The sequence below is a fragment of the Streptosporangium subroseum genome (assembly GCF_900188345.1).
Taxonomy (GTDB): Bacteria; Actinomycetota; Actinomycetes; order Streptosporangiales; family Streptosporangiaceae; genus Streptosporangium; species Streptosporangium subroseum.
On the sequence record NZ_FZOD01000073.1, the window covers coordinates 12,907 to 36,144 of the forward strand.

The window sequence follows — 23,238 nt, forward strand, 5'->3', positions numbered from 1 at the left end:
TTCGGGGAGGTCACAGCGCGCGGGCGCCCGCCATCAGGGGCGCGATGTCGGCCCAGAGCTTCCTGTGCATGTCGGGCACGGTCACGAAGAGCATGGCGGGCTTGCGACGGCCGATGTCGAGCAGCGCGAGCGCCGCCTGGGACGTGTGCTTCCGGCCCCTTATCGCATAGGTCACCCGGTAGCCGAGCACCCATCCCTTGCCGGTGGCCAGCTTCTGCGAGGCGGTCCAGGCGACCTTGCTGCCCGCGGGGTGGTGGTTGCGGATCGTCCACCTCACCGCCGTCAGCGCCGCCTTGCGGTAGTCGGCGTCGGTTTTCAGGGCCGCGACCGGCGTGGCGCCGGGGAGCAGGCTGGAGGCGATCGTCGTGCGCGGCAACCGCGCCGCGCCCACCCGCTGGCCGGCGGAGAACGGAGGGGCGGCCTTGATCGACCAGGGACCGCCCAGCTTCGAGTAGGCGATCGCGGCCTTGGCGTCGGTCACCGTGCCCACCACCGGGCTGAGCGTGCCCGACAACGTCCTCAGGGTGGTCGCCTTGGGCAGGCTGGGCAGCTTGATGGGAAGCACCGTCGGCTTGGCCGCCGCGGCGGGTCCCTCCACCCGGGGGACCACCACCTGCCTGACGGGCTCGTCGCCGGAGAACAGGACAAAGATCAGAGTGACCGCGCCGACGGCGAGACCGGCCGCGCCCACGCTGTAGACCGTCCGGATCGGGGTGTCACCGATCCTCATCAGCAGCCTGCCGAGAGCGCCGGGTCTCCGAGGTCTGCCGGTCACGCCCGCCCTTCCGGCGCCGTAGGCGTCGCCGCCCCGCGGGTATGTCCCCGACGTCTCCGCGCCCGGCGGGAATGACAGAGATACGGCGGCGGCCGGAGGGAACGATCCAATGGGCTTGGGCCGGGGAACCAGAACAACCTCTTCACCGTCCCCGATGGGGAACCGGCGAGGCACTCGCGGGCTGACGATCGAGCCGTCTTCGGCTGGAATGGCCGGTATGGGCGCCGTGGGCGCGTCGTAGGACGGGATGTATCTCTCGTATGAGCGCCCGGAGGCGTTGCCGCCAGCATCCGCCATGAGCGTCAGGTTATGTCACCGTGCCCAAACGGTGAACCCCCTCGTATCACGCTTCGGCCACGAGCTGTGCACCAGCCCAGGCAATGGCGCCCCCCCTTCCACATACAGAATGTCGTTCTGTATGGTCACGCCTATGAGGGGCTTCTATGAGATCGCAACGGCCGATCCCGGGCGCATCGCCGTCATCGCGGGTGCCACCGTGACCTACGGCGAGCTCCACGACCGGGTCAATCAGGTCTCCCACGGCCTCGTCGCCCGCGGCACCCGCCCCGGCGACGCCGTGGTGACGGTCCTGCCCAACGGGGCCGACGCGATCACGATGATGCTCGCGACCTACCAGATCGGCGCGTACCACGTCCCGGTGAACTGGCACTACACCGCCGAGGAGGTCGGCTACATCATCACCGACTGCGCCGCGCGGGTGGTGGTCGGCTCGCAGCGGTACGCGCAGGCGGTGCCCGAGGGGTTCCTGGAGGTCGACGAGCTCGCCCACGGGCAGCCCGTCACCTCGCCCGCGGAGCGCAGGGCCGGGTCGATGATGCTCTACACCTCGGGCACCACCGGCAAGCCCAAGGGCGTGCGGCGCCGGTTGATCGAGGTCAGCCCCGAGGACCTCTACCCGATCCTGATGCGCAAGAGCTGGCGTCACTTCGCGCTGCCCTTCGACGGCGTGCACCTGCTCCTCTCCCAGCTCTACCACTCCGCCCCGTACGGCCAGGCGATGATGGCACTGCAGTTCGGCCACACGCTCGTGGTGACCGAGCGGTTCGACGCGGAGGAGACGCTGGCGCTGGTCGAGCGGCACCGGGTCACCAACGCGTTCATGGTGCCGACCATGTTCCACCGGCTGCTGGCCCTGCCCCCCGCCATCAGGGAAAAGCATGATTTATCGTCATTGACGCATCTGTATCACGGCGCCGCCCCCTGCCCGCCGGCCACCAAGCAGGCCATGATCGACTGGCTCGGTCCCGTGCTGTGGGAATATTACGGCTCGACCGAGGCCGCCGTGGCGACCATGGTCTCCTCGGCCGAGTGGCTGGAACGGCCCGGCACGGTCGGCCGGGCGGTCGACGGCCTCGCGTTCACGATCGTCGACGACGACGGCGCCGAACTCCCGCCCGGCGAGCCCGGCCTGGTCTACATCGGCGGCATCAACCGGTTCGAGTATCACCAGGATCCGATCAAAACCGCCTCCGCGATGCTCGGCCGCCTCTACACCCCGGGTGACATCGGCTACCTGGACGAGGCCGGATACCTGTTCCTCTGCGACCGGCGCACCGACCTGATCATTTCCGGCGGCGTGAACATCTATCCCGCCGAGATCGAGGCGGCCCTCCTCGAACACCCCTCGGTGGCGGACGTGGCCGTGATCGGCGTCCCCGACCCGGAGTGGGGACACCGGGTCGTCGCCCTGGTCCAGCCCGCGCCGGGCGCCGACCCCGGACCCGGCCTCACCGCCGACCTGCTGGCCCACTGCGTGCCCCGGCTGGCCCGCCTCAAGCATCCCCGCGTGATCGAATACCGCGAGCAGCTACCGCGCACACCCACCGGCAAGCTCAGCCGGAGCAGCCTACGCGAGACGTATCTTCCGTCCTGAGCTGGGAAGATATCCCCATATGGGGGAATCAACGTCACGTGTCGCCTTACTCGCCGCAGCCGCCATGATGCTCGCCGGCTGCGGTCCGGGGGTGAATTCTCCACCGGCCGACATATTCTTCGGCACGCCCACTGCCACACCCACCGTCACACCCACTGCCTCGCCCAGCGGTTCGCCCAGTGGTTCGCCCAGCACCTCGCCCAGCCGTTCCGCCGAGGCCGCGCCCGGAGCGGTCGCCCTGGAGACGGCCTACGAACGGGTCATCGCCAAGGTTCTGCCGTCCATCGTGCAGATCACCACGGCGAACGGCCTCGGTTCGGGCATCGTCTACGACAGGTCGGGCCACATCATCACCAACGCCCACGTGGTCGGCAGGGCGAACCAGTTCAAGGTCACGCTCGCCACCGGCAGCACCCCCCGGACGGCCAAGCTGGTGGAGTCCTTCGGCCTCGGCGATCTGGCCGTGATCAAGGTGGACGACCCCGAGGGGCTCACCCCGGCCGTGTTCGGCGACTCCAGCAAGCTGCGCGTCGGCCAGATCGTGCTGGCCATGGGCAACCCTCTGGGGCTGTCCGGCAGCGTCACCAACGGCATCGTCTCCGCGCTGGGCCGTACGGTCAGCGAACCCCAGGACGACGATCCCGAAGACGAAGGCTCACCCGGTGCGACGATCACCGGCGCCATCCAGACCTCCGCCGCGATCAACCCGGGTAACAGCGGCGGCGCCCTGGTCAACCTCTCCGGCGAGGTCATCGGCATCCCGACCCTGGCCGCCCTCAACCCCGAGCTCGGCGGCGGCGCGGCGCCCGGCATCGGTTTCGCGATCCCGTCCAACACCGCCACCGACATCGCCACGCAGATCGTCAAGGACGGCAAGGTCACCAACACCCACCGGGCCGCCCTCGGCGTCACCGTGCAGACCGTGATCGGCATCGACGGCCGGACCGTGGGCGTCGGCGTCGTGCGGGTGAGCAGGGGAAGTGGCGCTTCGAGGGCCGGCGTCAGAGTCGGCGACGTGATCATATCGATCAACAACGTCCGCATCACGGGCACTCAGGCCCTGTCGGAGTTGCTCGCCACCCTCAACCCCGGTGACCAGGCCAAGGTGCAGCTCCTGCGCCCCAACGGCTCCACCTCGACCGTCACGGTCACCCTCGGCGAGCTTCCCAGCAGCTGATCGTCTCCCCGTTCGGCCCCTGGAAGTCGTGCGGCCCCTGGAAGGCTCTTCCAGGGGCCGCACGAGAGGAAATGAAACCGAGACGCGATCAGTAGGGAAGGGCGCGGTCGGTGAAGCGCATGGTCATGAAAGGCGCCTTGAACTTGGGGTAGGCGACCGTCTTCACATCGCCGTCAGAGGTGTAGCGATCGTCGGCGTTGGCCTTCAGCCAGTCGAGCCAGGCCACGGAGCAGAAGCGAGCGCAGTCGCCCTTCTTGTCCATCGAGCGGATCCTCGGGATGCCGAGCGGGTCGAACTCCTTGTTGAACGGCGACATGGCCGGGGTGTATCCGGCGAGGAACACACCGCCGTAGTTGTAGGAGACGCCCCCGGAACTGCCCTTGAGCGCCCACTCCTTGGTGTTGGGCTGGTTGCCGTACGGCAGGGCGATCGTGACCGGGACCGCGTTGATCAGGCTGGTGATGAGCCGGTGGCCCTTCGCCACCTCGGCGTCGACCTCCTTCTCCGGCTTCCCGCGCAGGCTCAGGTGGTCGTGCGTGTGGTTGCCGATGTCGTACCCCTTGCCGGCGAGCCAGAGCAGCACCTGCTCCCGCTCCTCGGGCTTGGTCATCCCGAACATGTCGCGTGTCACGTAGAACGTGGCCACGGGGCGGAACCCCGGGTGGCGCTGGGCGACGTCCTGGAGGATCGCGACGGCGGTGTTCGCCTTGGGCGCGCCCGTCCCGTCGAGCGCGAACTGCGAGGGGGAGGAGTCATCGAAGGTGAGGACGACGGGGTGCTTTCCCGCCGGGATGTCCATGCGCCCGGTGACGTACTCGGCCGCCGTGACCGGGACGTAGTCCTCCGCCGCCAGCCGTTCGAGCTCCGTGCGGAACTGCGCGGGAGTGCGGTCGTCCTGGTTCCCCGGCTTGTCCACGATCCGGTGGTACATGAGAACGGGGATCTGGCCCAGCTCGTTGGCCTTGACCTTGGCGGCGGCCGCCGTTTTGGTCTTGATGAGGTTCGCCCGCGTGACCGCGGCCGCCGACGCCTTTGCCGCGGCATTAACTTTGGGGTTTTTGTCCTGCGCATCATCCTGAGCCCCGCACCCGGACAGTACAGCACCCGCCGTAACGACTATCGTACCGACCGTGACCACCTTAAGACGGCCCATATCATCCTCCAAGCGCACCGGCGATACGCTTCTCATCCCCCTTTGACCTGCAGGTCGATCTCCAGCCGAAGCAAAGCTTCGTACCCCGACAGGGGTCGGATCACCCATTACCGAAATAGCGAAGTAATCAGGCCCGCACCGCTCCCGACGGCCGGCCGGCCACCGCTCAGAGGCGGATCGCACCCCTCGCGGCCGGGTTCCGGTCCCGCGCCCCGATCCGCATGGACGGCTCCCTGGCCCCGCCGCGCGCAGGGGCGTCAACCGCGACGATCGACCTTTTCCTGAAGCGGCCTTTACCCGACGATGCCGACGCGGACAGTGAGACCTCCCGCCGACCTGCGATCAAAGGCAGCTGCCCCCTCCATGGTCAGGAAATGTTACTAATGACCAATATTTCTGACCAATATTTGACATAAACCTCACTCGGCCGTTGACCGCGTCCCATTTCGCGCTTAACGTCCCGGGCAGCCGAGAGGTTCGTCCCTTATTGACGGCTTCCCTCGACGGCCCGTCCGTCGGCACCCCCGGCCAGCCCGGGGATCGGGCACGGGCTTTGACGCGGCACTGCACCGGGAGGAGAAGACATGGCGGAATCTTTGGAAGCCCGCGGAGTGCTCGGACGACTGAAGGCCCACGGCCTGCTCGGCGAGATGGCGGCCGAGTTCGCGGGAACGATGATCCTGATCCTGTTCGGCGCGGGTGTCGTGGCCCAGGTCGTGGCGGGCGGCATCGGTGACCACGACAGCATCGCCTGGGCGTGGGGCATCGGCGTCACGATGGGTGTCTACGTCGCGGCTCGCATCAGCGGCGCCCATCTCAACCCCGCCGTCACGATCGCCCTCGCCGCGTTCAAGGGCTTCCCCTGGTACAAGGTCCTGCCCTACGCCCTGGCGCAGACCGCCGGGGCGTTCGTGGCCGCGATCATCGTCCGCTTCAACTACGGCGAAGTGCTCGAGAAGGTCGACCCCGGGCTGACCACCAAGACGCAGCTCGTCTTCTCCACACTGCCCGGCAACGGAACCCTGCCCATCGGCACCTGGGGCGCGTTCCGCGACCAGGTGATCGGCACCGCGATCCTGCTCCTGCTCATCCTCGCCGTCTCCGACACCCGCAACTCGGCTCCCCTGGCGAACCTCGCCCCCTTCATCGTCGGCCTCATCGTCGTGGGCATCGGCATGGCCTGGGGAACCAACGCGGGCTACGCCATCAACCCGGCCCGTGACTTCGGGCCCCGGCTCGCCTCGTTCCTCACCGGCTACGAGAACGCCTGGCGAGATCAGTATGGCCGGCTCTACTTCTGGGTACCGATCGTGGCACCGGTGATCGGGGCATTGATCGGCGCGGGCCTCTACCAGGCCCTGGTGGGTCGCTTCCTGCCGGAGGAGAAGGAACCCGAGGCGGGGCGGGTGGCTCCCCCCACCGATTACAAACCCACCTGAAATCAGCCGGGCCGAGCCTCTCCCTCAAGCCGACCCTCAAGAGGAGGCACCATCCATGCCTGACTTTGTCGGAGCAATCGATCAGGGAACGACGAGCACCCGCTTCATGGTCTTCGATCACGGCGGCAACGAGATAGCCATCCACCAGCTCGAACACAAGCAGATCCTGCCGCGGGCCGGCTGGGTCGAACACAATCCGACGGAGATCTGGGAGCGCACGCGGGCGGTCGTCGAGACGGGGCTGAACAGCGCCGGCCTGGCCGCGTCCGACCTCGCCGCGCTCGGCATCACCAACCAGCGCGAGACCACCGTGGTCTGGAACCGGGTCACCGGCCGCCCGTACTACAACGCCATCGTCTGGCAGGACACGCGCACCGACCGCATCGCCTCGGCGCTCGACCGTGACGGCAGGGGCGACGTCATCCGCCACAAGGCCGGTCTCCCTCCCGCGACGTACTTCTCCGGCGGCAAGATCCAGTGGATTCTGGAGAACGTCGACGGCGTGCGCCAGGCGGCCGAGGCCGGAGAGGCGATCTTCGGGAACACCGACTCGTGGCTTCTGTGGAACCTCACCGGCGGCACGGACGGCGGCGTGCACGTCACCGATCCCACCAACGCCAGCCGTACCATGCTCATGAATCTGGAGACCCTGGAGTGGGACGACGAACTGCTGTCGTTCTTCGACATCCCCCGGCAGATGCTGCCGAGCATCCAGCCCTCCTCCCACCCCGGCCTGTACGGCATGACCCGCGGAAACGGCCCGCTCAAGGGTGAGGTGGCCCTCTCCGGCGACCTCGGCGACCAGCAGGCGGCCACCGTCGGGCAGGTCTGCTTCGGAGTGGGCGAGGCCAAGAACACCTACGGCACCGGCAACTTCCTGCTGCTCAACACCGGCACCGAGCTGGTGCGGTCGAACCACGGACTGCTCACCACCGTCTGCTACCGCTTCGGCGAGGACGCGCCGGTGTACGCGCTCGAAGGCTCCATCGCGGTGACCGGCTCGGCCGTTCAGTGGCTGCGCGACCAGCTCGGCATCATCTCGGGAGCCGAGCAGAGCGAGTCGCTCGCGCGGCAGGCCCAGGACAACGGCGGCGTCTACTTCGTGCCCGCCTTCTCCGGACTGTTCGCACCGTACTGGCGGTCCGACGCCCGCGGCGCCATCGTCGGCCTGTCGCGCTTCAACAACAACGCGCACATCGCGCGGGCCACGCTGGAGGCGATCTGCTACCAGAGCCGTGACGTGGTCGAGGCGATGCGGCAGGACTCGGGAGTCACCCTTGACGTCCTGCGGGTCGACGGCGGCGTCACCGCCAACGAGCTGTGCATGCAGATCCAGGCCGACGTCCTCGGCGTGCCCGTCTCCAAGCCGGTCGTGGCCGAGACGACGGCGCTGGGCGCCGCCTACGCGGCGGGGCTGGCCGTCGGTTTCTGGAAGTCGATCGAGGAACTCAAGCAGAACTGGCAGGAAGGCCGGCGCTGGCAGCCGGAGTGGTCCGACGAGCAGCGCACCACCGGTTACGCCGGCTGGAAGAAGGCGGTCAACCGGACCCTCGACTGGGTCGACGTGTCCTGACGGAATCCGGCGAGGCCCGGTGCCGGATCGCGAGGATCCGGCACCGGCCTGCCCGGCACCGGACATTCGTCAATACGACGCCGTACGAGGCCTCGGTAAGGAATATCTGTCCTGCAACCCACGCTCGATCGCCTGAAGGTCCCGCTACAGAGGGATGGGCTTCCGCCGTCGGTCATTGCGCAGTTCGGCGATTCTGTGCGCCCCCTCCTCCGTCGTGCTTCCCGAGAGAAGGGGTTCGGTAACAGCCTCCCGATCCGCTACAGACAATGGTTCAACCGAGATACGCAGCCCCAATGCCGCCGCCATGGCGGCGAGTGTGCCCAAGGTCGGGTTGGCGTTGCCGGAGGAGAACAACCTCCGCACAGTCGCAGGTTCAGCCCCGATCGCCCGCGCAAGCTCGGCCTTCGACAGGCCAGCCGACACCCGAGCCTCATCGAGCGCGTTGATGATCGCATCGGTCGCCATGATCCTGACCGACTCAGCGACGTACTCGCGGAGAAACCGAGGGTCTTCCAGATCTCGCCGCAGGTCCTCCCAGAACAGACCAGCCATCGAACTCACCTCCCACAGAGAGCGTAACATAAATGATACGCCCCTTGCAGTCTGGCCCTGGACGGCACCCAGGACGACGGCTCGGCCCTGAACTCCTGCTGCTACGGCCAGGGGCAAAGTAGCGGTGAGCTGGCTTGCGACGGTCCGAGGAGGCGCCGATGATCGCGCCGACGGTGGCGGCCGGGCGCTTCCTGGTGGCCGGTTTGGCTCGTTGCTCGACGATCCGGACTCCACGCAATCAGGTCGAACCCACTTAATCGGGCTGACTCTACGTAATCAGGCAGGTTCCACGCAATCAGGCCGCCGCCGGATCACTGATCGGCGGTGAAAATCGTCACGTTGACTCAAAAGTTAGCTATGCCTAACCTAAGTTTCTCCCGTCTTCTGGCGATGCCATACCTGAGGTGAACCGTGTCTTTCCCGACTCTCGCGGCGGTTCCGCCGCCCCCAACGCCGCTCGGACCCTTCTCAGACTCCGCGGTGGCATGGGCGACATGGATCACGCTCATGGGCTTCGCCGGCCTGATCGCACTGGCTCTTTTCGCCGCGGGACCCGTGGCCCGGCGGATCGGCGCAGGCGTGCTCGCCCCCGTCACGACGCGGCTGGCGCGAGCCGCCGTCGTCCTCGGAGTGCTGGCGGTGCCGGCGGTGCTGACCGATCTCGCGCACGGGGCATCGGAGTCCGGCGGATACGACTACGCCGCGGCCTGGAACTCGCTGTATGACGGCAGCGGCACCGGGCTCCTGTCCGGCCTGGAGGTCACCCTCGCACTGGTCGGTGCCGCGCTGGTCGCCCCGCTCGCGTTCAGGGCGGTGTCCGGCGGCCGGGCCCGGTCGTGGCTGCTCGGCATCGGCCTGCCCGCGGGCGCGGTGGCGCTGGGTACGACCAAGTTCCCGTCCGAGGTACCCGACGACTGGGGCCGGACCGGTTTCGAGACCGTGATATGGATGGCGCACCTGTTCGGCGGCGCGGCCTGGATCGGGGGGCTGGCCGGACTGCTCCTGCTCGCCCTGCCCGGCGGAGTTCCGGAGACCGCGCGGGGCGCGTTCTGGTCGGGGGTCATCCGCCGCTTCTCCGTGCTGGCGATGAGTTGTGTGGCGGCGATCGTGCTGTCCGGCCTGTTCCTGTACTGGGGGCATGTCGACGGTCCCTCGCAGTTGTTCACCACGATGTACGGCCGGGTGCTGGGCGTGAAGATCCTCATTTTTGGCACCATGCTGCTGCTCGGCGTCTTCAACCAGTTCTGGCTGCATCCCCGCATCGAGGCCCTGCGTGCCGGCGGTGACCAGCGGCGCCTGCGGACCATCCTCCTCCGGCAGTTCCCCGCCCTGCTCGCGGTCGAGCTGCTGCTCGGCATGACGGTGCTGTTCGTCGCACCCTTCCTGCACGGCTCGGCCCGCAACCAGGCCTTCCAGGCCGAAGCCGCCGCACACGCCACGTCGGTGTCGGCGGAGCTGCCGAAGATCCCCGCCAAGCAGGTCAGCGCATCCACCTGGACGTGGGGCACCGCCGAGACTCTCCTCGTCATCGCCGCCATGGCCGCCGGCTACCGCGTGTCGGGACGCGTTGCCCGGCGCAGGACCACCGCGGCCGTCGGCATGACAAGCAAAGAGCCCGACGACCTCGTCGGCGTATAGCCGCCGTTCCGCGCACACCGGCCCGGACCTACGTATCTCCGAGGTCGGCGCGGCGTACTCGAAAGAGGACGGGCGCGGCAGTAAAAAACCGAGGGCGGTCGGTGGGCGATGTCGCCTACCGACCGCCCTCGGGCGATCTGTTCCATACGTTTCGAATATGGAACGGGGGTGGAGGTGGCGGGAATCGAACCCGCGTCCTTCAACTTCAAGACAGGGCTTCTCCGGGTGGAGCCTGTTGTGCTTTTCTCAGCCCCGGCGATCACACAGGCAAGACGCCGACAGGCTCAGCCACTGTTTGATTTCCCGATCTTCCCCGTGGCCGGGTCGATCGGTTGAGCCTCCTAGCGATGCCAGATCCGGGCCGGAGGCGCTCCCGGGCTGGCAGAAGTCACTCGCTGCTTAGGCGGCGAGTGCCAGGTTGCCCTGGCTGACTTCGGAGTGCGTCTTATTGGCACTTGTTGGTCGCGGTCACAGTGTTAACGAGGTTATGTCCGCAGTCCTCGACCCGCTTCACCTGACTTGTAAAGCCAAAGTCGAAACCAGTCACCCCCCTGTTGAATTTTCAACCCGACCCCGGGGGGCCGAGCTATCCGAAGATACCCGTTACAACGGTGGTAACGCCAACTGAATTCCCGACGGGCGCGCCGTACGAGGCGGAATCAGCCCCCAGACGACGCGAGATCACAAGAGACGACAGGGATCGTAGGACGGCAGCCGGTGGACGAGAGCCTGCAGGAGGCACGAGCGCGCTGGGACCCGGGGGCAGAACCCCGGGGACGCGGCGAACTCACCCGCGTCCCCGGGGTGTGACCGGCAGGGTCGAGCCGGCCCGGACGGCAGGGCCTCCCCCGAGATCGAAGCCCTGACCTCATCACAGCGACTGAGTCCGCAACCCCCCAAGCGGTGCCCAGTCACTAAGAAAGACGCAAACAAGGTGCTCAATGGTTGCTCAGGGTGAAAAGAATATTTCGAAGAGTCACAACTTGTCGTGCGGGCCCCGGAAGAACCGGCCCGCGACGGCAGCCCCCGCCGTGGGATCCTCACTCGCCGTCAGCACCGCCACCGCCACGTCTCCCTGCCAGCCCACGAACCAGGCCAGCGGCTTGCGATCCCGGGTCGCGACCGCGGTGATGCCGTGAACCGGATCGCCCGGGGCCGCAGCGGCACGGGCGGAGCCCGCGACCACTCCGGAGCGCATGAAGGTACGGAGGGTCTCGACCGTCTTCTCATCGATCTTGATCGGGTCCGGCTCCTTGGACGGAGCGGCCTTGACCGACGGGTCGAGCGTCTTCGGGGCGGTGACCAGGACGGGCGGCCGCCAGGTGCCCGAGGCGACCGCTCCCGCGACCAGCGCCATGGACAGCGGGCTGACCAGGACGTTCTGGCCCGCGATGGCCCTGGCCGTGGCCGCGTCCGTGGTCAGCGGCTTCTTCGAATTTATCGAACCGCTGAAGGACTTCAGCGGCAGGGTCCACGGCGCCCCGATGCCGAACTGGGCGGCGCTGGTCGTCAGATCGGCGCTTCCGATCTTGCGGGCGAGCGAGGCGAGCGCGGTCACGCACCCGGTGGCGAAGTTGGCCTGGAGGCTCGGCGTCTCTCCGGCGGGCGGTCCCGCCTGGCGGAACCGGGCGCCGCCGACACTCCGCTCGCTGGGGCACGCGAGCTTCTGCTTGGGGTTCATCTGGGCCTTGATCAGACCCTCGACGGACATGATCGAGAAGGCGCTCCCGGCGGGGAACCTCCCGGCGAGCGCGTCCTTCTCCTGGTCGTACTTCCCCTTGGTGCTGGCGACGGCCAGCACCTCACCGGTCGAGGCCTGGACCGCGACCAGCATGCCGGGGACCCCTCCACCGAGCAGCGCGGCGTCGGCGGTCTCCTGGTCCGTACGGTCGAGCGTGGTGTGGACCGGCGAGGTGGAGCGGTCGGGCTTCCACTTCTTGAGCTCGGTCACCGCCATCGTCTTGAGGTCCACGGTGATCACGCTGGTCTCGGTCGAGCCGGTCAGGTGCTCCTGGTAGACCTTCTGCAGCCCGGTCCGGCCCACCGTCTCTCCGGCCCGCTGCGGGCCGCCGAGCTGCTGCACGAGCTCCGGGGTGACCGCGGTGACGCTGCCGACGATCTGGGTGGGTGAGTCGGGGTTGAGCGACTGCTGCTGCGGAGTGATCGTGACGCCGGGAATGGCCTCGATCTGCTTACCGAGCTGGGCGAACTTGATGCGGCCGAAGGTGACGAGCGGCACCGGGATGTCGGGCCGGGCGGAACGGATCCGGCTCAGCAGGCGGTCCTGCGGAAATCCAGTGATCTTGGAGATCCGCTCGCAGACCTCCTCCGCGTTCTTCAACGTGGCCGGGATCACACTCGCCACGTACAGGGTGGCCTCCTCCTGGAGGGCTTCGCCCTTGCGGTCCAGGATCGGCTGGCGTTCCTGGGGGGTGACGTCCACCGCGAAGCGCTGCCCCTCGTGCAACTGGGGGTGGAGCACACCGGGCGACCAGCGCACCTTCCAGCTGCCGTCCACCAGGTGGAGCGGAAGCTTGCCGTCGTACTCCCAGAGGGGGTTGTTCTCCCCCAGGTCGACCTCGGCCCTGAAGTCGGCTTCGACCTGCTCGCCGGTGCCCCGGATTCCCGTGAGGTTGAAGCGGAACGAGGCGGCGTCGAGCTGGAGTTTGGCGTCCTCCAGAGCCTTTCGGACCACCTTTTCGTCCCCGTCGGTGCGCTCGGCGGCCGCGGTGTAGTCACCCGTCTGCCAGCCGACCAGGAAGTCGCGCACCGCCTCGTGGGCCGAGGGCTCCTCCAAACACCCCGACAGCATGGGAGCCATCGCCACCAGCGCGAGCGCCGCGGCGGCGGTACGCCGAGCCTTCCCCGTCACAATTACCTGTTCCTGTGCCTGAACTCGCGTGCCATCTCACGCTTGGCCTGGTTCTCAGCCAGCGTCTGCCGCTTGTCCCAGTCTTTCTTACCCTTGGCGAGACCGATCTCGATCTTGGCCTTGCCGTCCTTGAAGTAGAGGGCGAGCGGCACCAGCGTAAGGCCGCCCTCCTTGGTCTTGGAGACCAGCTTGGCGATCTCCTTACGGTGAAGCAGCAGCTTGCGGGTACGGCGCGCGGCGTGGTTGGTCCACGTCCCCATCGTGTAGGCGGGGATGTGGACGTTGATCAGCCAGGCCTCGCCGTCCTTGATGACGGCATAGCCGTCGAGGAGGGAGGCCCGGCCAAGACGCAGCGACTTGACCTCGGTGCCCTGCAGCACGAGACCAGCCTCGTAGGTGTCCTCGATGTGGTAATCGTGCCAGGCACGCTTGTTCTGGGCGATGACCTTCCGCCCGATCTCACGTGGCATGCCTGGAGCCTACCGGGGACCGGGGCCGTGAGCCGCGCCCGGAAGCGGAAACGAGATCAGCGCCGAGCGCGAAACACGAACCCGGCGCGGGCGCGCGACGGACACCACGGGCGCCGTGGGCACAGTCACCGGCGCGTCAGACACGTAGGTAACGACGGAGCGTGAAGAAGGATGCGAGCACACAGATGATCACACCGACGACCATCGTGAGGCTGATCACCGATGCGACCGTCTCCCACGCGAGCTCACTGTTGTTGTTGAGGGCGACCTGCACGGCGTCGAAGAGGAACACCTTGCTGACGATCAGCAGCATCGCGGCCACCACACCGCCGATCAGGCCGGAGATCACGCCCTCCATCACGAACGGGAGCTGGATGTAGAGATTGGAGGCACCGACCAGGCGCATGATGCCCGTCTCACGTCTTCGGTTGTAGGCCGAGAGCCGGACCGTGTTACCGATCTGAAGCGTCGCGGCGAACACCAGGATGATCGCGATTATCAGGGCCGCCCAGCGGAGTTTCTCCAGCAATCCGAAGAACTTCTCCAGGAGCTCCTTCTGATTGATCACGTTCGAGACCCCTGGACGGCCGCTGAGCGCCTCGATCACCGCGGCGTATGTATTGGGGTCCTTGAGCTTCACCCGGAACGACTCGGGCATGTCATCGACCTGGATCGCCGAGAGCAGCACGGTGTTGTTGGCGTTCTGGGTCCGGAAGTTCTTGTAGGCCTCGGCGGCGTTCTCGAAGGTGACCTGCTCGACCTGCGGCATGGCCTCGATCTCCGCCTTGAGATCCGCCTGCTCCTGCTCATTGACGCCGCCGCTGGTCTTGCACTGCGGGAAGGCGTCGTTCTTCTTGCACAGGAAGACCGAGACCTCGACCTTGTCCGTCCAGAAGTCCCTCATGCTGGAGATCTGAGAGCTGATCATCAGGCCAACGCCCAGCAACGCCATGCCGATCGCCACGGTCACGACGACGGCGATCGTCATCGTGAGGTTACGGCGGAGGCCAATCCAGACCTCGGAGAAGATGAAGTTTGCCCGCATGCTCTTCCTGTCGCTTTTGCCGGTCCTGGTGTCAGTACGCCTGGCCGTACACGCCACGCGACTGGTCTCGGACGATCTTGCCGTCCTCCAGTTCCACTACGCGCTTGCGCATGGAGTCGACGATGGCTGCGTCGTGAGTGGCCATGACGACGGTGGTGCCGGTCCGGTTGATCCGGTCGAGCACCTTCATGATGCCGATGCTCGTCGCGGGGTCGATGTTTCCGGTCGGTTCGTCGGCCAGCAGGATCATCGGCCGGTTGACGAACGCCCGGGCCATCGCGACCCGCTGTTGCTCACCACCGGACAGCTCGTCGGGCATCCGGTGGGCTTTGCCTTCGAGGCCGACGAGCTCGACGACCTCGGGGACCACCTTACGGATGAATCGCCTGGGCTTGCCGATGACCTCCAGAGCAAACGCGACATTTTCGTACACGTTTTTGTTCGGGAGCAGTCGGAAGTCCTGGAACACACACCCGATCCGACGGCGCAGGTGCGGGATCTTGAAGTTGGACAGTCGGGCAAGGTCCTTACCGGCCACGTGGATCGCGCCGGAATTGGGGCGCTCCTCCTTCAGGACCAGACGGAGGAAGGTCGACTTCCCGGACCCCGAGGGGCCGACGAGGAATACGAACTCGCCCTTGTCGACATCGACGCTGACGTGGTCCAACGCGGGCCGGTTCTGGTTCACGTAGACCTTGGTGACATTATCAAAATGGATCACAGGCGCATCACGGCATGCCAGTCTAGGGGGTAGGACGGTCTCGGGAGTGGCAGAGGTCCACTTCCGCCTCGCGCCGGCCGGAGGGCGCCGGTCTTTACTCTGGATCGACGTTCCGGTTGGCCGGAGCCCAGTCTAGGGGGAAGACTGGCATGGAACGTCCATAACGGAAACAAAACGATTCGGCGCCCGGTAACGACCGCATAAAGTAGTTCTGACCTCGAAGAGGGAGGACCTCATGAGCTGTGAAGACCTGGTCTGCGCGGGGTGCGCTCACCCCGTCGCCGAAGGCCGCTGTCCCCGCTGTCGCGCCAACCGCGAGCGGCTGCACCAGAACGGCCTGGGAGGGATGACGCCGGCGCTCATCTCGCTGGCGTTGATCGCGCTCTTCTTTCTCACCCTCGCCCTGAAGCACCTTACGAGCGCCTGACACGGAGACGCCCCTCACGATGTACACGAACACCCGTGAGGGGGCCTCACGGCCGCTCAAGGCGGCGTCAGCCTGCCTTCCAGCGCCCGCCTACGCGTCGTCGGCGCCCGACTCCTGGCGACGGGTCCACCGGATCTCGGCCTCGATGAAACCGTCGAGGTCGCCGTCCAGCACCGCACTCGGGTTACCCGCCTCGGCGCCCGTCCGCAGGTCCTTCACGATCTGGTAGGGGTGAAGCACGTAGTTGCGGATCTGGGTGCCCCACGAGGTGGTGGACTCGCCCCGGATCTCGTTCAGCGCGGCGGTCTCCTCCTGGCGCTTGCGCTCCAGCAGCTTGGACTGCAGGACCGCCATCGCGGTCGCCTTGTTCTGCAGCTGGGAGCGCTCGTTCTGGCAGGAGACCACGATGCCGGTGGGCAGGTGGGTCAGGCGGACCGCCGAGTCGGTGGTGTTGACGCCCTGGCCGCCGGGCCCCGACGACCGGTAGACGTCGACGCGCAGGTCGTCCTCGTTGATGTCGATGTGATCGGTCGTCTCGACGACCGGCACCACGTCCACGCCCGCGAAGGAGGTCTGGCGGCGGCCCTGGTTGTCGAACGGGCTGATCCGGACCAGGCGGTGGGTGCCGTGCTCGCCGCGGAGCGTGCCGTACGCGTAGGGCGCCTTGACGGTGAAGGTCGTCGACTTGATCCCGGCCTCCTCCGCGTAGGAGGTCTCGTAGACGTCCGTCGGGTAGCCCCTGCGCTCGGCCCACCGCAGATACATCCGCTGGAGCATCTGGGCCCAGTCGGCGGCGTCCACGCCACCCGCCTGAGACTGAATCGTGACAACCGCCTCGCGGGCGTCGTATTCGCCCGAGAGCAGGGTGCGGACCTCCAGGGCGCCGACGTCGCTCTTCAGGGACGCCAGCTCGCGGTCGGCCTCCTCGCGGGTCTCCTCGTCGTCCTCCGCGGCGGCCAGCTCGTAGAGGACGGTCGCGTCCTCCAGCCGCCGTCCCAGAGACTCGACCCTGTTGACCTCGCCCTGCAGGAAGGAGAGCTTGCTGGTGACCTTCTGCGCCCGGTCCTGATCGTTCCACAGGTCCGGTGCGGCTGCCTGGTCCTCCAGCTCCTCGATCTGCTTGCGCATCGCGTCGAGGTCGAGCACGTCCTGAATACTGTTCAGCGTGCCTCTAAGCTCGTTTATCTCTTCTGCCGGGTCGATGAGTGCCACGTCTGTAAAGGGTACGCGACCACCAAGCCCCATTGTGTACGGCAAGCACCTCCGCCATGGCTAGCATGGGCGCGCGGGGACCACTCGGGAGGCGGACGTGCGGGGACATGGGCGACGAGGTCTGCTCTCGCTCGCCCTGGCCGTGTTGATCGGCACATCGGCGTGCGGGGGCGGCGACGCCTCGCCCAAACCGACCCCCACGACCGGCAGCCCCGTGGCCACCGTCGCCTCCACCCCCTCCCCTCCTCCCTCTCCCGTGCCCCAGGTCACGCTGACAGAGGCCGGAAGGGTGCTGGCGGGGATCATCAGCGCCGACGGGGTGCTGGGAGCGGCGACGCCCCATCTGGACGCCGACCGCAAGAACATCCTGGAACAGACCCGTGACGGGCAGGAGGCCCTCACCGCGGCCGCCTTCAGCTCCTCATCCGACGCGCTCCCCCACTACACCTGGGGAGCACCCGACCTGCTGGTCCCGAGGGTCCAGGGGAGCGCCCCCTGGTTCGCCGCGATCGTCAGACGTGAGGACACGGCCGGCAAGGCGCGCTCCGCCGTACTGACGGTGATCAGGCAGGGCAGGGACGACTGGCGGCTCAGCTCCACCTCGCTGCTCGACGTGGGGACGCGCGCACCGGCGATCGTCAAGGACGCGGACGGCTACGCGACCGCGCTGGGCGAGGAGGACACGACCGTGGAGATCAGCCCCCGGCTCATGGCCCCGCTCCACGCCACCTCCGCCGAGGAGGGCGCTCAGGGCTTCGCCGCCGGGTTGATCGAGGAGGGCCCGCACACCACCGGCTACGCCGACGAGATCGCGGAGAAGCGCCCGGCCGAGAAGAACGCCTGCCTGGGCTACGACTCGATCTTCGCCGCGAGCGACTATCCGGTGCACGCGCTGCGCACCGCCGACGGCGGCGCGCTGGTCCTCTACTCGCTGATCAGGACGACGACCCAGACGGTCAAGGTCGAACCGTGCGCGTCGGACTTCAGGATCCCGCCGGACGTCGCGAAGCTGACCTCGGACAGCTTCGTCCGCGAGGAGCTGCGCACCGTGGAGACGCAGCTGTACGTGAGCACGGTCCCGGCCAAGAACAGCGGCGGGCCGGCCAAGGTCATCGGTTATCTCGGCGGCATCACCAAGGTGACCGTGAGCTGAACCCGGGGACCGGACCCGGCCAGGCCGGATCCTCCCGTCGGCCCGCACTCCCGGCCATGCCGAATCCCGGCCCGGCCGGCTCTCCCCTCGGCCCGGATCCTGTCCGGGGCCGAATCCCGGTCTGACTGAGTCTTCCTCGCCGGTCCTGACCTGTCACCGGGCTGGGCCCTCCGGTCGGGAGGGCCCAGCCCGCGAGGGTCAGGCCTCTCTGTGCGGGAGGTTGGTGGTGGCCACCAGCGTGCGGATCGCACGCAGCGCCACCGACAGCGTCGCCAGGTCGAAGTTGTCGCTCTCCCAGATCTCCGACAGGGTCTGCTTGGCCCTGGCCACCGCCGCCGCGTTGGCCTCGGTCCAGCGCGCCAGACGTTCCTCGGGGGTCAGTCCCGGTGTGCTGTGCACCAGGACGTCGTGGGTGAGCGAGGCGTGCGAGGCGTAGAGATCGTCTCGGAGGGCCGCCCGCGCCATGGAGTTCCAGCGGTTGTCCCTGGGCAGCGCGACGACCCGCTCACGCAGCCTGGAGAGCTGGAGCCGGTCGGCCAGATCGAAGTAGACCTCGGCCACCTCGTTCACCGGACGGCCGGTGCGCGAGGCCACCTCCACCAGGTCGAACGTGGAATACGCGGGGACCATCGCGGCCACCCGCTCGGCCAGGTCCTCGGGGACGCCCCGCGCGATGAAGCTGTCTCGCCGGTCCTCGAACGCGGTCAGGTCGGACCCGGTCAGCAGCTTGGGCAGGTGCGGCACCAGTCCGTTCATGCCCTTGGCGAAGAAGCTCACCGTGGAGGCCAGGTCCAGGGGCGAGCGCCGGTTGCCCAGCAGCCAGCGGCTGCCCCGTTCGGCCAGCTTGCGGGCCTCCAGCTCCATGGCGATCTGGGTGGAGGTGTCCACCTTGTTGTCCAGCTCCTCGATCCGCCGCCAGAAGCTCGGCAGGTCGAAGACCTCGCGCGTGACCAGGTAGGCGCGGACGATGTCCGGGGCCGACGCGCCGCTCTCCTCGCCGATGCGGAACATGAAGGTGGTCCCGCTGGAGTTCACCAGGTCGTTCACCACGCCGGTCGTGATGATCTCCCGGCGGAGCGGGTGGGCGTCCATGTAGGTGCGGAGCCGCTTGCGCAGCGCCGACGGGAAGTAGGACACCAGCCACGACGCCAGATAGGGGTCGTCGGGCAGGTCGGAGGCGAGGATCTCCGCGTCCGTCACCAGCTTGGTGTACGCCAGCAGCACCGAGAACTCCGGCGGGGTCAGCCCGAGCCCGGCCTGACGCCGCTCGGCGAGCGTCTTGTCCGAGGGCAGGAACTCCAGCTCCCGGTTGACCAGTCCGGCCCGCTCCAGCCTGCGCAGCTGGCGGGAGTGGATGTGCAGCATCTCCGGCGCCTGCGCGCGGGCCGCGGCCAGCACCACGTTCTGGTCGTAGTTGTCCCGCAGGACAAGATCCGCCACCTCGTCGGTCATGTCGAGGAAGAGCTGGTTGCGCTGCTTGTCGGTGAGCTCACCGTCGCGGACCGCCCGATCCAGCAGGATCTTGATGTTGACCTCGTGGTCGGAGGTGTCCACCCCGGCGGAGTTGTCGATGAAGTCGGGGTTGACGAGCCCGCCGTTCAGCGAGAACTCGATCCGGGCGAGCTGGGTGAAGCCCAGGTTGCCGCCCTCGCCGATCACCTTGCAGCGCAGCTCGGAGGCGTCGACCCGCAGGCCGTCGTTCGCCTTGTCACCGGCCGCGGCGTTCGACTCGCTCGACGCCTTGACATAGGTGCCGATGCCGCCGTTCCAGAGCAGGTCCACCGGAGCTCGCAGGATGGCGCTGATCAGGTCGCTGGGAGCCAGCGACTTCACCCCGTCGGCGATGCCGAGCGCGGCGCGCATCTGCGGGGAGATGGGGATCGCCTTCGCCGTACGCGGCCAGACGCCGCCTCCCTTGGAGATGAGCGAGGCGTCGTAGTCCGCCCACGAGCTCCGCGGCAGGGCGAACAGCCGGGCACGCTCGGCGTAGCTGCGCGCGGCGTCCGGGTCGGGGTCGACGAAGATGTGCCGGTGGTCGAAGGCGGCGACCAGCCGGATGTGCTGGGAGAGCAGCATGCCGTTGCCGAACACGTCGCCGGACATGTCCCCGACGCCGGCCACGGTGAAGTCGGTGGTCTGCACGTCCACGCCGATCGTGCGGAAGTGATATTTGACCGACTCCCAGGCGCCCCGGGCCGTGATGCCCATGGCCTTGTGGTCGTAGCCGATCGAGCCGCCCGAGGCGAAGGCGTCGCCCAGCCAGAAGCCGTACTCCTTGGACACGCCGTTGGCGATGTCGGAGAACGTCGCGGTGCCCTTGTCGGCGGCGACCACCAGGTAGGTGTCGTCCTCGTCGTGCCTGACCACGTCGGCGGGCGGGACCACCTGACCGTCCACGAGGTTGTCGGTGATGTCCAGCAGGCCGGAGATGAACATCCGGTAGCAGGCGATGCCCTCGACCAGCGTGTCTTCCCGCGTGCCCGACTTAGGCGGATTTTTTACGACGAAGCCACCCTTGGAGCCGGTGGGAACGATGACGGTGTTCTTCACCATCTGCGCCTTCACCAACCCGAGAACCTCGGTGCGGAAGTCCTCCATCCGGTCCGACCAGCGCAGGCCGCCTCGGGCGACCTTCCCGAAGCGCAGGTGCACGCCCTCGACCCGCGGGGAGTAGACGAACACCTCGAACTTCGGCCGGGGCAGCGGCAGCACGCTGATCGACGGCGAGTCGAATTTCAGGCTGATGTACGGCTTACGCCTGCCGTCCGCGGTCGTCTGGTAGTAGTTCGTCCGCAGCGTGGCGTTGATCATCTCCAGGTAGGCCCGCAGGATCCGGTCCTCGTCCAGGGAGGCCACCTCGTCCAGGGCCCCCAGGATCTCCTCCTGCAGCGCGTCGCACAGCTCCGAGCGGACCTCCTGCGAGCGCCGGGGGTCGAGCCTGACCTCGAACAGCCGCACCAGCAGCCGCGCGAGCCGTACGTTGCCCAGCAGCACCCGCTCGATGTAGGCCTGGCTGAACGTGGTCCCGGCCTGGCGCAGGTATTTGGCGTAGACGCGCAGGATCTCGGCCTGTTCCCAGGTCAGTCCGGCCGCCAGGACGAGCCCGTTGAACCCGTCGCTCTCGACCTGGCCGTACCACAGGGCGCCGAAGGCGTCCTGGAAAAGCCGCTTGAACTCATCCCTGTCCACCTCCGAAGAGGGGGTGTAACGCAGGCCGAAGTCGTAGATCCAGGCGTCCTTGGTCTCCGGACGGTGGTCACGGTCGATCTCGTACGGCCGCTCGTCGACCACCTCGACGCCCATCCGCTGGAGCAGCGGCAGCACGCGGGACAGGGAGATCGCCCCGCCGATCCGGTAGAGCTTGAACCGGCGCTCGCCCTCGGGCGAGTCGTACGGCTCGTAGAGGTTCATCCCGATCTCGTCGGAGGATCCGGCCAGCGCCTCCAGGCGACGCAGGTCGGCGACCGCCAACCGGGCCGGGAAGTCGGCCTTGTAGCCCTCGGGGAACGCCGAGGCATACCGGCGGATGAGCTGGGGCGCCTCATCCTCGGAGCTCAGCTCGGTGATGGCCGTGGCCAGGTCGTCCTCCCAGGAACGGGTGGCCGCGGCCAGCTTCGCCTCCAGCTCCTCCACGTTCACCGCGTCGGCGTTCAGCGGCTTGCCCCGCTCGCCGCGCACGACCACGTGCAGCCGGGCGAGGGCCGACTCGCCGATCATCGCGCTGTAGTCGAACGAGGCCCCGCCGACCGCCTTGAGCAGGATCTCCTGCATCTTGAGGCGGATCTTGGTGGTGTAACGGTCACGCGGAAGGTAGATCAGGCACGAGATGTAACGACCGTAGTCGTCCGGGCGGAGGAAGACCTTCACCTGTTTGCGCTCGCGCAGCAGGAGCACGCCGAGCGCGATCGGCAGCAGCTGTTCCACCGAGGTCTGGAAGAGCTCGTCGCGGGGGAAGGTCTCCAGGATCTCGATGAGGTCCTTGCCGTCGTGGCTGTCGGCGGTCAGCCCGGCGAGTTCGAGGACCTCGGCCAGCTTGCGGCGGAGCACCGGGACACGGGAGATCGACTCGCTGTAGGCCACGTGGGTGAAGAGGCCGAGAAAACGCCGCTCGCCGACGACCTCGCCCGAGGCGTCGAAGAGCTTCACGCCCACGTAGTCCAGATAGGTCGGGCGGTGAACGGTGGCGCGGGTGTTGGCCTTGGTGATGATCAGCATCTGCTGCTTCTCACGGGCCTTGGCACGCAGCTCGGGAGGGAGCGCGGCGAAGCTGTCGGAGCCCACCTTGTCGTGGCGGAGGATGCCCAGACCCGTGCCGAACACCGGATGCAGCCTGTCGCCCTCCTCACCCTCCTCCAGGCGGTATTCGCGGTAACCGAGGAAGGTGAAGTGCCCGTCGGCCAGCCAGCGCATCAGCTCCAGGCTGTCCTCCACCCCCGCGGGGTCGAGGGGCGGTGGGTTGACCGACACGTCCTCCGCGGTCTGCAGGGCGAGGGCGCGCATCTTGACGAAGTCCTCGACGGCGTTGCGCACATCCTCCAGGACCCGTTGCAGGTCGGTCTCGAGCTGCTTGAGCACGGCCGGGTCGTTCTGCCGGTCGATCTCGAAGTGCATCCAGGACTCGGCGAGCATCTGCCCGGTGATGTCCTCCTCGCCGCGGCCCAGCAGCTTGCCCGTCATGTCGCGGCGGACGCGCATCTGCGGGTGGACGACGAGCTGGGTGCCGATCTCGTGCCGGTTGAACTCCATCGTCACCGAGTCGACCAGGAAGGGCATGTCGTCGGTGACCACCTCGACGACCGAGCCTCCCGGATCCCAGCCGTGCTCCTCCAGGGTCGGCGTGTAGGCCCGCACCAGCGCACGTCCCTGGGGGCGCTTCTCGGCGAGCTGCCGCTGAGCCATCGCCGGGCCGTACACATCAACCGGGTTACGGCTCAGCAGGTCCTCTGGGGCGACATGCCGGTAATAGAGCCTGAGAAAGGCGAGTGCCTCCTCATCACTCACGTGGTCGCTGCCCGGTGTGTGCGCGCACATCTCGGCGGCACTCCTCAGCAGCTCGTCCTTCGCCTCGTCGAGCGGCATGTCGCTCTCACTCCTTTGTGAGGGGTTGTTGCACATTTTGGTGAGGAACCATGGCTAA

16 protein-coding genes and 1 other RNA gene are annotated in these 23,238 nt (G+C 67.7%); 7 read left to right on the forward strand and 10 right to left on the reverse strand.

What is annotated here, in order from left to right; genetic code table 11:
- Positions 1 to 10 precede the first annotated feature (10 nt).
- Complete coding sequence (locus CHC08_RS40735; protein WP_143653555.1) at positions 11 to 1,072, reverse strand: hypothetical protein; 1,062 nt, start codon at positions 1,070 to 1,072, stop codon at positions 11 to 13.
- 133 nt (positions 1,073 to 1,205) lie between these two features.
- Between CHC08_RS40735 and CHC08_RS40740 the strand changes: the two genes are divergently transcribed.
- Positions 1,206 to 2,669: an AMP-binding protein gene (locus tag CHC08_RS40740; RefSeq protein ID WP_089212741.1), complete on the forward strand. Its 1,464-nt coding sequence runs from the start codon at positions 1,206 to 1,208 to the stop codon at positions 2,667 to 2,669.
- A 91-nt stretch (positions 2,670 to 2,760) separates the two neighbouring features.
- On the forward strand, positions 2,761 to 3,846 hold the full coding sequence (locus tag CHC08_RS40745; RefSeq protein ID WP_245878877.1) for a S1C family serine protease: 1,086 nt from the start codon (positions 2,761 to 2,763) through the stop codon (positions 3,844 to 3,846).
- 88 nt (positions 3,847 to 3,934) lie between these two features.
- Here CHC08_RS40745 and CHC08_RS40750 read toward each other — a convergent pair whose 3' ends face one another.
- Positions 3,935 to 4,999: a polysaccharide deacetylase family protein gene (locus tag CHC08_RS40750; protein WP_179282504.1), complete on the reverse strand. Its 1,065-nt coding sequence runs from the start codon at positions 4,997 to 4,999 to the stop codon at positions 3,935 to 3,937.
- A 584-nt stretch (positions 5,000 to 5,583) separates the two neighbouring features.
- Between CHC08_RS40750 and CHC08_RS40755 the strand changes: the two genes are divergently transcribed.
- Positions 5,584 to 6,438: an MIP/aquaporin family protein gene (locus CHC08_RS40755; protein WP_245878878.1), complete on the forward strand. Its 855-nt coding sequence runs from the start codon at positions 5,584 to 5,586 to the stop codon at positions 6,436 to 6,438.
- A gap of 55 nt (positions 6,439 to 6,493) precedes the next feature.
- Complete coding sequence (glpK, locus tag CHC08_RS40760; RefSeq protein WP_089212745.1) at positions 6,494 to 8,011, forward strand: glycerol kinase GlpK; 1,518 nt, start codon at positions 6,494 to 6,496, stop codon at positions 8,009 to 8,011.
- Positions 8,012 to 8,155: 144 nt separating this feature from the next.
- On the opposite strand, the gene CHC08_RS40765 is transcribed toward glpK, so the two are convergent.
- The gene (locus CHC08_RS40765; RefSeq protein ID WP_218825730.1) at positions 8,156 to 8,563 is read right to left on the reverse strand and encodes a helix-turn-helix domain-containing protein; all 408 of its coding nucleotides are present in this window, start codon (positions 8,561 to 8,563) and stop codon (positions 8,156 to 8,158) included.
- 480 nt (positions 8,564 to 9,043) lie between these two features.
- Between CHC08_RS40765 and CHC08_RS40770 the strand changes: the two genes are divergently transcribed.
- Positions 9,044 to 10,201, forward strand: a complete 1,158-nt coding sequence (locus tag CHC08_RS40770) for a copper resistance D family protein (RefSeq protein ID WP_218825731.1) — start codon at positions 9,044 to 9,046, stop codon at positions 10,199 to 10,201.
- A gap of 166 nt (positions 10,202 to 10,367) precedes the next feature.
- Here the strand turns inward: CHC08_RS40770 and ssrA are convergent.
- The 5 genes from ssrA to ftsE all read right to left on the reverse strand — a co-directional run bounded on the left by ssrA (position 10,368) and on the right by ftsE (position 15,309).
- Positions 10,368 to 10,752, reverse strand: a transfer-messenger RNA (tmRNA) gene (gene ssrA / locus CHC08_RS40775).
- A gap of 425 nt (positions 10,753 to 11,177) precedes the next feature.
- A complete protein-coding gene (locus tag CHC08_RS40780) occupies positions 11,178 to 13,073 on the reverse strand; it encodes a penicillin-binding transpeptidase domain-containing protein (RefSeq protein ID WP_089212748.1) in 1,896 nt (631 codons plus the stop codon).
- A gap of 2 nt (positions 13,074 to 13,075) precedes the next feature.
- Positions 13,076 to 13,543, reverse strand: a complete 468-nt coding sequence (gene smpB, locus CHC08_RS40785) for an SsrA-binding protein SmpB (protein ID WP_089212749.1) — start codon at positions 13,541 to 13,543, stop codon at positions 13,076 to 13,078.
- Positions 13,544 to 13,679: 136 nt separating this feature from the next.
- Complete coding sequence (gene ftsX, locus CHC08_RS40790) at positions 13,680 to 14,588, reverse strand: permease-like cell division protein FtsX (protein ID WP_089212750.1); 909 nt, start codon at positions 14,586 to 14,588, stop codon at positions 13,680 to 13,682.
- A gap of 31 nt (positions 14,589 to 14,619) precedes the next feature.
- Positions 14,620 to 15,309, reverse strand: a complete 690-nt coding sequence (gene ftsE / locus CHC08_RS40795) for a cell division ATP-binding protein FtsE (RefSeq protein WP_089212751.1) — start codon at positions 15,307 to 15,309, stop codon at positions 14,620 to 14,622.
- A 235-nt stretch (positions 15,310 to 15,544) separates the two neighbouring features.
- Here ftsE and CHC08_RS40800 point away from each other — a divergent pair, with 235 nt between their 5' ends.
- A complete protein-coding gene (locus CHC08_RS40800) occupies positions 15,545 to 15,736 on the forward strand; it encodes a hypothetical protein (protein ID WP_089212752.1) in 192 nt (63 codons plus the stop codon).
- 90 nt (positions 15,737 to 15,826) lie between these two features.
- Here the strand turns inward: CHC08_RS40800 and prfB are convergent, their stop codons facing one another.
- Positions 15,827 to 16,948 carry a peptide chain release factor 2 gene (gene prfB / locus CHC08_RS40805; RefSeq protein ID WP_089212753.1) on the reverse strand — a complete coding sequence of 374 codons (1,122 nt, stop codon included), beginning with the start codon at positions 16,946 to 16,948 and terminating at the stop codon, positions 15,827 to 15,829.
- A 97-nt stretch (positions 16,949 to 17,045) separates the two neighbouring features.
- On the opposite strand from prfB, the gene CHC08_RS40810 reads away from it, so the two are divergent.
- Positions 17,046 to 18,101 carry a DUF8094 domain-containing protein gene (locus tag CHC08_RS40810; RefSeq protein WP_143653556.1) on the forward strand — a complete coding sequence of 352 codons (1,056 nt, stop codon included), beginning with the start codon at positions 17,046 to 17,048 and terminating at the stop codon, positions 18,099 to 18,101.
- A gap of 198 nt (positions 18,102 to 18,299) precedes the next feature.
- Here the strand turns inward: CHC08_RS40810 and CHC08_RS40815 are convergent, their stop codons facing one another.
- Complete coding sequence (locus tag CHC08_RS40815; RefSeq protein WP_089212755.1) at positions 18,300 to 23,180, reverse strand: NAD-glutamate dehydrogenase; 4,881 nt, start codon at positions 23,178 to 23,180, stop codon at positions 18,300 to 18,302.
- Positions 23,181 to 23,238 lie beyond the last annotated feature (58 nt).

Bases quoted from the DNA above. Each gene is read 5' to 3' on its own strand.
- CHC08_RS40815 (WP_089212755.1), bottom strand. From the start codon at position 23,180: ATGCCGCTCGACGAGGCGAAGGACGAGCTGCTGAGGAGTGCCGCCGAG.
- CHC08_RS40765 (WP_218825730.1), bottom strand. From the start codon at position 8,563: ATGGCTGGTCTGTTCTGGGAGGACCTGCGGCGAGATCTGGAAGACCCT.
- CHC08_RS40755 (WP_245878878.1), top strand. From the start codon at position 5,584: ATGGCGGAATCTTTGGAAGCCCGCGGAGTGCTCGGACGACTGAAGGCC.
- CHC08_RS40800 (WP_089212752.1), top strand. From the start codon at position 15,545: ATGAGCTGTGAAGACCTGGTCTGCGCGGGGTGCGCTCACCCCGTCGCC.
- CHC08_RS40740 (WP_089212741.1), top strand. From the start codon at position 1,206: ATGAGGGGCTTCTATGAGATCGCAACGGCCGATCCCGGGCGCATCGCC.
- CHC08_RS40735 (WP_143653555.1), bottom strand. From the start codon at position 1,072: ATGGCGGATGCTGGCGGCAACGCCTCCGGGCGCTCATACGAGAGATAC.
- smpB (WP_089212749.1), bottom strand. From the start codon at position 13,543: ATGCCACGTGAGATCGGGCGGAAGGTCATCGCCCAGAACAAGCGTGCC.
- ftsX (WP_089212750.1), bottom strand. From the start codon at position 14,588: ATGCGGGCAAACTTCATCTTCTCCGAGGTCTGGATTGGCCTCCGCCGT.
- glpK (WP_089212745.1), top strand. From the start codon at position 6,494: ATGCCTGACTTTGTCGGAGCAATCGATCAGGGAACGACGAGCACCCGC.
- CHC08_RS40750 (WP_179282504.1), bottom strand. From the start codon at position 4,999: ATGGGCCGTCTTAAGGTGGTCACGGTCGGTACGATAGTCGTTACGGCG.